Origin of the sequence: Sphingopyxis sp. OPL5, from assembly GCF_003797775.2 — a bacterium.
Lineage (GTDB): Bacteria > Pseudomonadota > Alphaproteobacteria > Sphingomonadales > Sphingomonadaceae > Sphingopyxis.
This window is the reverse complement of sequence record NZ_CP060725.1, coordinates 3,408,870-3,421,844: the sequence shown is the minus strand read 5'-3', so window position 1 is coordinate 3,421,844 and position 12,975 is coordinate 3,408,870. Positions and strand designations below refer to the sequence as shown.

The window sequence follows — 12,975 nt, the reverse complement described above, 5'->3', positions numbered from 1 at the left end:
GGTCGCGCCGCCGCCACGCCCCGGCGAAAGGCGGCGCGGCGGATGCAACAGCGGGACGGCCCGAGGGTTGATCGAGGGTCACGCCCACCCCCGGCGCGGCAAATAGGAGAGAGCAAGTGGCTAACCAAAACCCCAACGAGCAGCAGCAGCGCGACGAGGAACAACGTCGCAAGCAGCAGCAACAGCAGGGCGGCCAGGATCGCCAGCAGGGCGGTCAGCGGCCCGACCAGGACCGCGACAACCAGCAGCAGCGCTGACAGGCAGGCTGCATGAGAAAGGGCCGCTCCTGCCGGAGCGGCCCCTTTTCCTTTATCCGAAGGCGGTGGGGATCAGAAACTGACCTTGATCGTCCCGCCCCATGTCCGCGGATCGCCGGCCGTACCGGCGATCAGACCGGTGTTGCCGGGTGCGACCTGCAACAGATCGACATAGTTCACGTCGAAGGCGTTACGGACCCAGGCGAAGACGTCGATGCCGTCGCCGCGAAAGCCGGCGCGGAAGTTGGTCAGCGCATAGCCTTTGACGTTGGTGTAGATCGACGGCGACGCGTTCGAATTCCAATGCGAACGGTAATTGCCGTCGATGCCGAAATAGACCTGGCCTTCCTTCGCCAGCAGCGTGACCGGAGCATTGGCTTCGGCGCCGTAGGAGAAGGCATATTTCGACACGCCCGGCAGGCGCTGGCCCGAGATATCGCACTGGCGCGGGCTGAGCGCACCGGGAACACCCGCCGCGCCCGGCGTCACGCCGACACCGGCGGTCGTGCCGCCGGACAGTTCGGGCGGGCACGGCGCGCTGGTGAACTTCTGATATTTGGCGTCGGTATAGGCGCCGTTGGCATAGGCCGTGAAGCGGTCGCTGGCGCGGATCTTGAAATCCGCTTCAAGCCCCTGCGAAACCACCTTCTCCGCATTGGCCAGATAGCCGCGCACCGTGCCGAACTGGCCGCCGTTCACCGTCGCCTGGAAATTCTTGATCTCCGTGCGGAAGGCGGTGAGGTTGAAGGTGGCGAGGCGGTTAAAGAATTGGGTCTTGAGGCCGACTTCGAAATGGTTGACCGATTCGGGCTTCACCGTGCTGGCGCTGAGGACGGGCTGATTGTTCGTATCGAGCGGCAGGCCGTTCTGGTTGATGCCGACCGTCTTGAAGCTCTTGGCATAGGTCGCATAGGCCAGCACGTCCGGCGCGACCTTGTAATTCACATTCAGGTCGTAGCTGAAGTTCCAGTCACTCACCGAAGGTGCGGTAAGCTGCGGCTGATAGACGCCGCACTGCGCTGTCAGCACAGCATTGCCGGCGGTGGCCGTCGGGGCGCAACTGGTGATCACCTGCCCCGCCCCTGTGGTCACGACGCGCTGATAAAAGCCCTCTTTCTTGTCGTAATTGACGCGAATACCCGGCTGGATGGTCAGTTCCGGCGTCAGTTTATAGCTGAGCTGCCCATAGAATGCCGCGCTGTCGGCCTTCAGAAATTGGGTATTGGAGGCGGTCAGGCCGTTGAGGACCTCGGGGCGATTATAGACATTGGTCGGATCGGTGGACGGCGCCAGGCTGTAGCGCGTGGCGTCGATCCCCTGCTGCTCGGTACCCTGGGTATCGATCCGCTGTCTGAAACCGAACAGGCCGGCGACGAAGTCGATCTTGTCGCCTTCGTAATTATAGCGGAATTCCTGGCTATACTGATCCTGCTGCGACGGGTTCTGCGACCTCGCGACGACCGAAGCGCCGGTAAAGTCGCGGTCGTTCTCGGGCAGCCAGTCCCAGAAGCGCCAGGCGGTGATCGAGGTGAAGGTGCCGGGACCGACATCCCACTTCACGCGCAACGAAGCGCCCCCGATCTTGTTGCCGGCGTTGAGGCTGGCATCGATGTCGGTCAGGCGATCATAGACGTTGCGGCTCGGCACGATGTAATTGTAGTTTGGGTTGGCGGCCTGAAGCCGCGCGATGATCGCGTCATACTGGCGGGTGAGCGCCCGCTGCGTCGTCCCCACGCGAACAAAGGCGGTGCCGCAGCACTCGGGGTCCTGCTTGCTGTAGTCGCCGGCCAGCGTGATGCTGAGATCCTCGTTCGGCTGGAACAGAAGCTGGCCGCGAAGGCCCAGATTGTCCTGCTCGTTGATCCAGCGGTCGGTCCGGGTGTTGAACAAAGTGCCGCGCCGGCTGGTGGTGGCGATCGCGATGCGCGCCGCGATCTTGTCCGACAGCGGACCGGAGACCGCCGCCTTCGCCTGGCGTAAATTGAGATTGCCGACGGTCACTTCGGCGCGGCCCTCGAAATCGAAGGTCGGCTGGTTGGTCGTGATGTTGATCGCGCCAGCCGTCGTGTTCTTGCCGTAAAGCGATCCTTGCGGCCCGCGCAAAACTTCGACCTGATCGACGTCGAGGAAGTCGAACGTCGCGGCGGCGACGCGCGAATTATAGACGTCGTCGACATAAATGCCGACGCCCTGTTCGAAACCGTCGCTGGTCAGCCCGAAGGGGACACCAAGTCCGCGGATATTCACCGAGGTATTGCGCGGGTTCGAGGTATAGACCTGCAGCGTCGGCGCAAGCTGCTGAAGCTTCACGACGTTGAAATTGCCGGTTGCCTCGATCGAATCGCCACGAATCACCGAGATGGCGACGGGCACTTCCTGCGCCGTTTCCTGGCGACGGCGGGCGGTGACGATGATGATATCGCCTCGGCTGACATCATCATCCTGCGCTGTGGCGGTGGCCGAAGTGGCGGCTTCCTCATCGGCAGTCGTGGCGCCCTCCGCCGCAGTGGCCGGCTGCGCCGCGAAAGCGAGCACGAAGGATAGGGTGATGGCACTCACCGACAAGCGGCCGCGCACGGACGGATATTTCGCGGTCATGACAATTTTCCTGTTGCTTTGAAGTTGCACGAAAAATTGCCACATCCGGCGGTCCGGTCTGCGGCATTTTAAGGATGGGGCAAAGGCTAGCCCCCTTGGGAGATGGATCAGTTCGGGTAGCGATGGCGCTCGGTGATATCGACCTGCACCAGCTTGCCTTCATGCACGGTAAGTTGGATCGCACCGAAGCGCAGCTTTTCAAGCGCGTCGAGCACCGTCTGGACGGAACGCGACACAGCCTCGCGCTGGACCGGAGCCTTTTCTGCTGAAGCGGACATTTGTTTCCCTTTCCCTGCGACACCCTGTCGATTCGTCCACAAGCATATGCCAATCGATTTAGTTGACAATGATTGATTTGCTTTCTGCGGCGAAAGGCCCGGTTCGCACGCCCAAGCGAAATTTTGCCGATCGGCGCGTTTTGCACGCGCGGGACGCTAGGGATTGCGCGCGACTCCCAGTGCTGGCAAAGGCGTGTGCGATGACAAAAATTAACGATCTGATGGCGCGCGGAACCGCGCTTCTGGGCAGCGAATACGCGATTTTGTGCGGTGCGATGAGCTGGGTTTCGGAGCGAAACCTGGTCAGCGCGATCAGCAACGCCGGCGGTTTCGGCGTGATCGCCTGTGGTGCCATGACGCCCGAATTGCTCGATACCGAGATCGCGGCGACCAAGGCGCTCGCGACCAAGCCTTTCGGCGTCAACCTGATCACCATGCACCCGCAATTGTTCGACCTGATCGACATTTGCGCAAAGCATCGCGTCGGCCATGTCGTGCTCGCCGGCGGCCTGCCGCCCAAGGGCAGCCTCGAGGCGATCAAGGCATCCGGCGCGAAGGTGATCTGCTTTGCGCCGACGCTGGCGATGGGCAAGAAGCTGGTCCGTTCCGGCGTGGACGCGCTGGTGATCGAGGGCATGGAAGCCGGTGGACATATCGGCCCCGTGTCGACGAGCGTGCTGGCGCAGGAAATCCTGCCCGCGCTCGCGGACGAGGTGCCGATCTTCGTCGCCGGCGGCATCGGCCGCGGCGAGGCGATCGCGGGCTATCTGGAGATGGGCGCCTCGGGCGTCCAACTCGGCACTCGCTTCGTCTGCGCGACCGAAAGCATCGCGCACCCCAATTTCAAAAAGGCCTTCATCCGCGCTTCGGCGCGTGACGCCGTCGCCAGCGTCCAGATCGACCCGCGTCTGCCTGTCATCCCGGTGCGTGCGCTGAAAAATGCTGGCACCGAGGAATTCACCGCCAAGCAGCGCGAAGTCGCCAATCTGCTCGACGGCGGCAGCGTCGACATGCTGGAGGCACAGTTGCAGATCGAACATTATTGGGCTGGCGCGCTGCGCCGCGCGGTGATCGACGGCGACGTCGAAAACGGTTCGTTAATGGCAGGGCAATCTGTCGGTATGGTAACCGGCGAAGAGACCGTGGGGGAAATCATCGCGTCGCTGGTGCAGCAGGCCGAAGCCGCCTTGCAGGCCCGGGGTTGATGCCGCATGATTTGGCGGCTGGGGAGTGGAGCATGACTTTGTTGCGGAAGATTATCGTCGTCGGACTGCTTGCGAGCATCGCGGGCTGCACCAAGCCGCCGCCGCCGCCGCCGCCGCCTCCCCGCCCCCTCCGCCGCCGGTCGTGATCATCGTACCGCCGCGCCCGCTGCCGCCCGGCAACGCCTCGCTGACCCAGATCCTGCCCGGTCGCGCGATCGACGGACGCTTCGTGACCGCGAACAGCAACGTCACCGGCGACCGCGCCTTCTGGCAGATGAAGATCGCGCTGAACGTCGCCGCGATCGGCTGCCGCGGGCTGGAGGAAGCCACTCTGGTTTCAGCCTACAACAATATCATCAAGTCGCATGGCAAAGCGATCAAGGCGACTGAAAAGACCGTCATCACCGACCTCGGCAAGGCGAACAAGACGAACGGCATCAAGGAGCGTGATCGCCTGTCGACCCAGTTGTTCAACTATTTCGCGCAGCCGCCTGCCCAGCGCGCCTTCTGCGCGCGCGCCAACGAGGTCGCGCAGATCGTGTCGACGACGCCCCCCGCCGACGTCGTCGCGCAGGCACCAGCCCATCTTGCGCGGCTCGACCAGCCCTTCGTCGATTTCTATGAAGCCTATGCGAAATACCAGCTCGACGTCATGGAATGGGACGCCAAATATGCGCCCCCGCCGCCGATCATGAGCGCACCGGCCCCGCTGACGACAAACCCGAGCGTGATCTATGGCCCGACGACGACGACCGCGCCGGGCGCCGCTTATAGTCCGACGACGCCCGGGACCAATCCGGGCAACTAGGCGGCGAACAGTAAATATTCACGCACGCCCTTGGCGTCGAGGCACGGCATCTGTTAGCACCGTCGGGACATGACAAACGCCCCGCCCCCGCCCTCGACAGCCGCCCAGTCGGCGCGCACGATCCTGACGCGGCTGCACGAGGTGATGGCCGCGCGCACCCACGCGCAGGGCAAGCTCAACCAGGTCGTCGGTATCATCGGCGAATGCCTCGATAGCGAGGTCTGCTCGATTTATCTGCTGCGCGAGGGCGCGCTCGAACTTTATGCGACGCGCGGATTGAAGCAGGAGGCGGTGCATGTCACGCGCCTCGGTCTTGGCGAAGGTCTGGTCGGCACGATCGCCGAACAGATCGAGACGCTCAACCTCGACGAAGCGGCGGCGCATCCCGATTTCTCCTATCGCCCCGAAACCGGCGAAGAATTGTTCCATAGCTTTGCCGGGGTGCCGATCATCCGCCGCGAGCGTGCGGTCGGGGTGCTCTGCGTCCAGCACAGCGACCCGCGCCGCTATGACGATATCGAGATCGAGACGCTGCAGACCGTCGCGATGGTACTGTCCGAACTGATCGCCAACGCTGACTTGGTCGACACCACCGCACGGATCGACGCTGCCGAGGCCGACCAGTCGAGCCAGCGGCTGACCGGCCAGAAACTCGTCGATGGCATGGGCCGCGGCGTCGCAGTGTTCCACCAGCCGCGCGTCGTCATCGAGCATACCGTCGCCGAGGATACCGAAGCCGAACGCCACAGAGTTTACGCGGCCTTCGACAAGATGCGCGAACAGATCGACCGCATGGCGAGCCAAGCCGAATTCGGCGTCGGCGGCGAGCATGACGAAGTGCTCGAGATGTACAAGATGTTCGCCTATGACGAGGGCTGGTCGCGGCGGATCAACGAAGCGATCGACAGCGGCCTGACCGCCGAGGCGGCGATCGAGCGCGTCCAGCAACGCACCCGCATGCGGATGCGCCAGATCGACGATCCGCTGCTGCGCGACCGGATGCACGACCTTGAGGACCTCTCCAATCGGCTGATACGGATCGTTTCGGGCCAGCTCGGCACGGCGGCGCAGATGGGGTTGCGGCAGGATTCGATCCTGATCGCGCGCAACCTCGGCCCTGCCGAACTGCTCGAATATGATCGCCGCCGTCTGAAAGGCGTCGTCCTTGAGGAAGGATCGCTTACCGCGCATGTCATCATCGTCGCGCGCGCGATGGGGGTGCCGGTCATTGGGCGCGTGCGCGATGTCCGCACCGTCATCCGCGACGGCGACATGCTGTTGCTCGACGCGGCCGATGGGACGGTACACGTCCGTCCCAGCCCGTCGACAGACGACGCTTTCGACGCCAAGCTGGAGGTTTCGCAGAAGCGCCGCGCCAATCTTGCGGCGCTGCGCGACCTGCCGGCGGTGACCAAGGACGGCGTGTCGATCGAACTGATGATCAACGCGGGGCTACGCGAGGATATTGCGGCGCTCGATCTGACCGGCGCGCGCGGTATCGGGCTGTTCCGCACCGAGTTCCAGTTCCTGGTGTCGGCGACGATGCCGCAACGCGAGCGTCAGCAGCGCCTCTATCGCGACGTGCTCGACGCAGCGGGCGACCGGCCGGTGATCTTTCGCACCGTCGACATCGGCGGCGACAAGGCGCTGCCCTATATGAACACCGACACGGTGCTCGAGGAAAATCCGGCGATGGGCTGGCGCGCGCTGCGCCTCGCGCTTGAACGCGAAGGCCTGCTCAAGGTCCAGGCGCGCGCGCTGATGGAAGCGGCGGCGGGGCGGACGCTCAACGTCATGTTCCCGATGGTGTCCGAGCCATGGGAATATGAAGCGGCGCGGGCGCTGTTCGTCGGCCAGCGCGCCTGGCTCGCCAAGCACAACAAGAAATTGCCCGTGGCGATCCGCTATGGCGCGATGCTCGAGGTGCCGGGGCTCGCCGAGACGCTTGACCTGATGCTGCCGCACCTCGACTTCCTGTCGATCGGCACCAACGATCTGACGCAGTTCCTGTTCGCCGCCGACCGCGCTCACCCGCGCCTCGCCGAGCGCTATGACTGGCTGTCGCCGATCGTGATGCGTTTCCTGTCGCGCGTGGTGAAGACCGTCGCGGGCTCGAAGGTCACCCTCGGCGTCTGCGGCGAGATGGGCGGGCGTCCCCTGGAAGCCATGGCGCTGCTGGGGATCGGCATCGAGCGACTGTCGATCACCCCCGCGGGGGTCGGCCCGGTTAAGGCGATGATCCGCTCGCTCGACCTTGCCGCGCTGCGCCGCGATATTCCCGCGATCCTCGCCCAGCCGTCATCGACCCCCCGCGCCCAATATGCCGATTGGGCCAAGGCGCATCAGGTCGATCTGGGCGACTGACGCAATTCAGGCAGCCGCGGGCACCGCCGTGTCGATCGGGTCCGGCGCAGCCGCATCTCTTGCCTTGCCCATGATCCGCTCCGCGAGCCGGACACACACCCACGCGAGGGCAAGCCCGGCGGGAGCATCGACGACATAGTGCCAGCGGCTGGCGATCGACGTCACCAGGATGAAGACGAGGATGACCGAATAGAGCGGCAGGAGGATTCGGCCGTGCTTCCACGCGAAAAGGAAGAAAAGAAAGGCGCCGCCGGCGTGCAGCGACGGCATCGCCGCGAGGCCGACGGTGAAATTGGCGCTGCCGTTCTCGGCGAGCCAGGCCGGCCCGTGGGCGACGGAGTTCCGATAGAACTCCAGCATGCTCAACTGGCCCGTGGTAATGCCCGCATCGACTCCGCGCTCATAGATGAACGGGCCGATCGCGGGCGCCACCAGATAGGCCAAGGCGCCCGACGCCTGCAGCAACAGCACCGCCACAACCAATGTCCGGAAATGGGCCGGCGTCTTGATCGCATGATATAGAAAGCTGGTGTAGAATAGTGCGATGAACGAAACCATGTAGAAATTGGAATCTTCAGAAACGAAGCCAAATATATTGTTTCGCATATAGACGCAAAGATCGACGATCGGCCGAAAAAGCTCGTCCGTCGCCCAATAGACATCGTCGTACATGACGGGATTGATGTGTGGAATCCACAGCTTCAGATTGAAGTGCGCAAACAGGATGACAACGTAGCAGGGCAAGGCGATCAGGAAGCTGGCCGCGACGTCGCGCTTGCCCGCGATGAAGGTTGCGACCCCCAACAGGGCCACGCCGATCAGCGGATAGATATAATGTACGCCGACAAAGGCCGCCCGGTCGCCCGAAGGTGTCACCACCGGCAAACCCAAAAGCAGCGAGAAGAGGAACATGATCGCCAGGGTTCCACCGGCGATCGCGATCTCTGGGGGAATGTTGCGCAGGCCAAGCCGCATGGATCACCGCCAATGATTAGGAGTAGGTCACCTGCGGCAAACAGGCTCGTAGCGCCCCCTCCGCATCGCCGAACTGCCATATCAAGGTTAACAAAGGTCTAATTTCGGGCTTCGGACATGACTCGAACCCTTCGCCAGGGTCGGCGCGCGCGATCGGGTTGTTAACCTTTCGCTAGGAGGTTCTTGGTTAATATAATCTTGTCGCCCGTTCCGGGACAGGAGGATTCATGCAACTCGTCAAACGTACCTATTCCGGAATGATGCATGCAATTGCGGGGTTGGGCGCGCTGGAAAAGCTCAGCGACGACGCCCGCACCAGCGATGCCTATCGATGGCAGCGGTGGACGGCGTCCCTATTGGCGATCCACGACATCGATCGGATGGTGGCGCTCGACCTGCCTTGGTGGAACGTCGCGGCAACGCGCGAAGCGGAAGACTATCTGCGCGCGCGCCCCGGCGCCCGCGTGTTCGAATATGGCGCCGGCGCCAGCACGATCTGGCTCGCCCGGCGCGCCGGGTCGGTTATGTCGGTCGAGCATCATGCCGACTGGCATCGGCGGCTGGAACCGATGGTCGCGCGCTTTGCGAACATCGAATTGTGGCAGCGCGATCTGACCGGTGACGCCTATATCGGCGCGATCGACGAGGCGGGCGGGCTGTTCGACATGATCGTCGTCGATGGCCGCCGCCGCGCCGAGTGCCTGGCACGCGCGGTTCCGCACCTGAAGCCCGGCGGCGTGATCCTGTTCGATGACAGCGGGCGGCGGCGCTATCGCCACGCCATCGAAACCTGCGGTTTGCCCGAGCAACGCCACTTCGGCCGGTCCTATTGTGTCCCCTACCCCGACTTCACCAGCTTCCTGCGTGGCTGACGTCGCCGCTGGGCCGCGGCGCCCGTCGATCGACCGGATCGGGCGGTGGGTTGGCGGTGTAGCGCTGGCGGCGAGCATCGCCTTCCTCGGCGACCGGCTCTGGCGGCTCGACTGGTCGACGCTGCAACCGCATGTCACCTGGCAGTTCGGCGCGGCGATGGTCGGCGCACCGCTCTTGTTCGCAGCCGCTGATCGCGCGCTCGAACGCGGATGGGCTGTAACGGCCGACCCCGACGGCCAGATACCGCGCCAGGAGCTTGCCGGCATTTACGCGCGCGGCGTGCTGATGAAATATCTTCCCGGTTCGATATTCCAATATGTCAGTCGCCAGGTCGGCGGCGCCAAGGCCGGGCTCGCGCATAAAAAGCTAGCGCAGGCGAGCCTGGTCGAGATCGGCCTGCATCTGGTGAGCAGCCTGTCGGTTGCCGCCGGCTGCCTGGCATTCGCGCGCCTCCCGATTGTCGCCGGCTTCGGTGCCGCGGCGTTGGTCGGCGCGCTCCTGGTCATGCGCCGACGGCTGATGACCGCGCTGGCGTTTCAGATGATCGCCTTTTCCCTTTTTGCTGCCGCGGCGGCGCTGGTCGGCTGGGCCATATTGCCCGCCAATGCCGGGTTGCCGCATTTTGCCGCCCTCTTTCTGCTCGCATGGCTGGCTGGCTTCGTCGTGCCGGTCGCACCCGGCGGGATCGGCGTGCGCGAAGCGGCGTTGCTGGCGTTGGCGGGCGCCTCGCTGCCCGCCGCGGCCGCGTTGGCGGCGACACTCGCGCTGCGCGCGTCTTCGATCACGGGCGATCTGGGCTATGGCCTCGCGACCCTCGCGACCGGGCGGCGCGCCTAGAAATCCCTGAAGACCGGTCCGCCGACAAAGGGCTTGGCCGGGCGCTTCAGATGATCGCCCCAACGCAGGATCGTCTCGTCACCCGGCGTCGCCGGCTCGAAGCGATGCGGCCCGCGCGCCAGAACGACGCTCTGTCCCGCCAGATGAAGAACACCATCGATGCGCCCGCTCGCCCCTTCGACGGTGTAGCGGCCTGGCGCATGGATTTCGAAAGATTCGGGACCATTGTTCGACGCAAACCGCCGCCCCGAAACCCAGATCGGCCCCCAATGCTGGATGAAGCCCTTGCGCAGCGCCTCCGCATCGCGAGCCAGCATCGCACCCGCCGGTGCCAGCCCTAGCTGGTTGGCTTCCAGCGTGTCGTGATTCACGATCAACAGCGGCACGACCTCGCGGTCCATCGCGTCGACCAGCGCTTCTTCAAAGCCCGCCCGATATTTTCGCATCCCCCACGACGTCATGAAGAAATTGGCCTTGGGAAAACCGACGATCATGCCCGGATAGTCGAAATAGGCGACCGGCTCGGGAAATATCTCGTGCACTGCGGCCAGCAGTTGCCGCTGCGTCGACAGGGTTTCGCGCGGGGTCGACAGGCTGACAAGCAGGGCATTGGCAAGCAGGGCGACCGACAGGGTTTTCGCCGAAAGTCGCCCGATCACCGCCTCGATCGCGACGGCGGCAGCGACCATCGCCGGCGGCAGGATATAGGCGTAATAATAAGGAAAGGCGTTGCGATAGAAGAGGAAGCTGGCGAGCGGCAACAACAGGCCGACCAACGCGACACGCTGTGGCCGCGAGAGGTTGGGCGACCCAAGCGCGAACGGCGTTGCGACGAGCAATATGGCGAGCAGGGGCGCCGAGAGCATAGCGCCGAGGCCATATTGCCAGCGCGGGAAAAGCCCCTCGTCGAACATCATCATGCCCGACGTCGAAACCGTCCGGGCCGCGCTGCCATGGCCGACATCGGGGAGGCTGAGCACCGTGGCCCCGATGAAAAGTAACGCAAAGATCACCGCCGCGATGCCAAAGCCGACGAGCCGCATCGCGACGCCCCGCGGCTGTTCGGCTTCGCGCCAGCGTAGCCACGCGACCCCGGCGAAGGCCGGCGCGTAAAAGACGACCTTGATCGTCGTCAGCGCCGCGAGACCGGCCAGCACCGCCGCGACGAGGATCGCGGTCCTGTCGAGGCGGCTCGCGAGCAATATCCACAGCGCCCCCATCAGGAACGCCGCCGCCATCGGGTCGGCGCGATAGGAAAATCCGTGCTGGAAGACATAGCCGCCGGTGACATAAGCCAGCGCGGCCAGTGCGGCGGCAAGGCGCCCGGAAAAGCGGCTGGCCATCGCATAGATGGCATAGAGGGTGAACAGTTCGAACCCGAGCATGAACAGCCGCGCGACGCGGATCTGGTCGATCGCGTCGAGCGGCAGCAGCGGCAGCCAGAAAAAGGCGCGTGCGTAAAAGACCTGCAATGCTTCGGTCAGGCGACCCTGATGAAAGGCATGCGCTTCGCTGAGATGGAAAAATTCATCCCAGTTCACCGGCCGGTTGAAGACCAGTTCGAGCTGGAGCAAGATCGCGAGGGCAAAAATTGCGATCAGCCACCAGCGCCGCACTCCCTCCTCGCGCGTGAAGGCGGCGACGATCAACCCGCCCGCCTGCGCACCGGCTTGTCGCTCTCGGACGAAGCTTCGCCTGGCTCGACCGATTTTTCGAGATGATCCTCGATATGGCGCAGCCGGGTCAGGCTTGCCTCGATCAATTTGCGGTTGGAGGCGATCAGATCGGCCAGCACGCCGAGGACCGCAACAAGCGCGCCGAGGATCAGCAGCGCCCCGCCGATGACGAGCGACTGGACATGCCCGTCGCCGCCACCCTGCGCGTAAAGCCACAGGAAGCGAACGATCGGCAGAAAGCCGAAAAAGGCAATGGACAGGCCGAGGCCGACAAAGGCGCGCAACGGGTTATAGGTCGTATAGGCCCGCGCCATGGTGATGCCGGTGTTCATGATGAAACGCGGGATCGACTTGAACAAGCGCGAGGGCCGGGTCGCGGCATTGGTGCGGATCGGCACGCTGAGGATCGCGAGGCGCTTGCGTCCCGCCTGGATCAGCATATCGGTGGTATAGCTGAATTCGGTGGTGATGTTGATGCGCTGTGCCGCTTCGCGGCTGATCGCGCGAAAGCCGCTGACGGCGTCGGAGACCTCGACATTGGCGAGCCGCTGGACGACCGCGCTGCCCAGCTTCTGCAGCTGGCGCTTGATCGGACCGAAATGCACATTGTCGGCGACGCCCCGATCGCCGACGACGATGTCGGCGCGTCCTTCGAGTACCGGACGGACGATCGTTTCGATATCCTCTCCGGCATATTGACCGTCGGCATCGGTATTGACGATGATGTCGGCCCCCGCGCGCAGCGCCGCGTCGATGCCCGACTGGAACGCGGCGGCAAGCCCGCGGTTGGTGCGGTGGCGCACGACATGCTGCACCCCCCACATGCGAGCGACCTGCGCCGTATTGTCGGTGCTGCCGTCATCGATAACGAGGATTTCGATGCTGTCGATGCCCGCGATCCGACGCGGCAGTGCGGCCAATGTGGTCGGCAGATCGTCAGCTTCGTTCAGGCAGGGAATCTGGATGATCAGCTTGGTCATGGCAGCATCGCTCGCGAAAACGCGGCTGGGCGCAACCCGGCAAGAGCCGGCGCGGCGGAGCGCATATGGTCCATGGAAACTCCCCAAAATTCCGTCGTAACCGCCCTAGAAGCTTGTGGTTAAC

General features: G+C 64.1%; 11 protein-coding genes. 6 read left to right on the top strand and 5 right to left on the bottom strand.

Annotation, left to right across the window (positions count from 1 at the left end; all coding sequences use genetic code 11):
* Nucleotides 1-116 precede the first annotated feature (116 nt).
* A complete protein-coding gene (locus EEB18_RS16505) occupies nucleotides 117-257 on the top strand; it encodes a hypothetical protein (RefSeq protein WP_187140228.1) in 141 nt (46 codons plus the stop codon).
* Between the two features lie 72 nt (nucleotides 258-329).
* Here EEB18_RS16505 and EEB18_RS16500 read toward each other — a convergent pair whose 3' ends face one another.
* Together EEB18_RS16500 and EEB18_RS16495 are read right to left on the bottom strand one after the other, a co-directional pair.
* Nucleotides 330-2,855, bottom strand: coding sequence for a TonB-dependent receptor (locus EEB18_RS16500; RefSeq protein WP_187140227.1), 2,526 nt, complete (start codon nucleotides 2,853-2,855; stop codon nucleotides 330-332).
* A 107-nt stretch (nucleotides 2,856-2,962) separates the two neighbouring features.
* Nucleotides 2,963-3,133: a YezD family protein gene (locus EEB18_RS16495; protein WP_082544952.1), complete on the bottom strand. Its 171-nt coding sequence runs from the start codon at nucleotides 3,131-3,133 to the stop codon at nucleotides 2,963-2,965.
* Nucleotides 3,134-3,333: 200 nt separating this feature from the next.
* On the opposite strand from EEB18_RS16495, the gene EEB18_RS16490 reads away from it, so the two are divergent.
* From EEB18_RS16490 to ptsP, 3 genes are all read left to right on the top strand, one after another.
* Nucleotides 3,334-4,338, top strand: a complete 1,005-nt coding sequence (locus EEB18_RS16490) for an NAD(P)H-dependent flavin oxidoreductase (protein ID WP_187140226.1) — start codon at nucleotides 3,334-3,336, stop codon at nucleotides 4,336-4,338.
* 25 nt (nucleotides 4,339-4,363) lie between these two features.
* The gene (locus EEB18_RS16485) at nucleotides 4,364-5,146 is read left to right on the top strand and encodes a hypothetical protein (protein WP_262407965.1); all 783 of its coding nucleotides are present in this window, start codon (nucleotides 4,364-4,366) and stop codon (nucleotides 5,144-5,146) included.
* A 69-nt stretch (nucleotides 5,147-5,215) separates the two neighbouring features.
* Entirely contained in the window at nucleotides 5,216-7,510 is a 2,295-nt protein-coding gene (gene ptsP / locus EEB18_RS16480; RefSeq protein ID WP_187141823.1) for a phosphoenolpyruvate--protein phosphotransferase, read from the top strand.
* Nucleotides 7,511-7,516: 6 nt separating this feature from the next.
* On the opposite strand, the gene EEB18_RS16475 is transcribed toward ptsP, so the two are convergent.
* Nucleotides 7,517-8,485: a phosphatase PAP2 family protein gene (locus tag EEB18_RS16475; RefSeq protein ID WP_222943108.1), complete on the bottom strand. Its 969-nt coding sequence runs from the start codon at nucleotides 8,483-8,485 to the stop codon at nucleotides 7,517-7,519.
* A 227-nt stretch (nucleotides 8,486-8,712) separates the two neighbouring features.
* Here EEB18_RS16475 and EEB18_RS16470 point away from each other — a divergent pair, with 227 nt between their 5' ends.
* Nucleotides 8,713-9,357: a class I SAM-dependent methyltransferase gene (locus tag EEB18_RS16470; RefSeq protein ID WP_187141824.1), complete on the top strand. Its 645-nt coding sequence runs from the start codon at nucleotides 8,713-8,715 to the stop codon at nucleotides 9,355-9,357.
* Nucleotides 9,350-10,195, top strand: a complete 846-nt coding sequence (locus EEB18_RS16465) for a hypothetical protein (protein ID WP_187141825.1) — start codon at nucleotides 9,350-9,352, stop codon at nucleotides 10,193-10,195. Before EEB18_RS16470 ends, EEB18_RS16465 begins: the two co-directional genes overlap by 8 nt.
* Here EEB18_RS16465 and EEB18_RS16460 read toward each other — a convergent pair.
* Both EEB18_RS16460 and EEB18_RS16455 read right to left on the bottom strand, forming a co-directional pair.
* Nucleotides 10,192-11,844: a hypothetical protein gene (locus EEB18_RS16460; RefSeq protein WP_187141826.1), complete on the bottom strand. Its 1,653-nt coding sequence runs from the start codon at nucleotides 11,842-11,844 to the stop codon at nucleotides 10,192-10,194. The two genes, EEB18_RS16465 and EEB18_RS16460, sit on opposite strands and share 4 nt — an antisense overlap.
* A complete protein-coding gene (locus tag EEB18_RS16455) occupies nucleotides 11,841-12,851 on the bottom strand; it encodes a glycosyltransferase family 2 protein (RefSeq protein ID WP_187141827.1) in 1,011 nt (336 codons plus the stop codon). The genes EEB18_RS16460 and EEB18_RS16455 overlap by 4 nt, the downstream gene beginning before the upstream one ends.
* Between the last annotated feature and the right edge of the window lie 124 nt (nucleotides 12,852-12,975).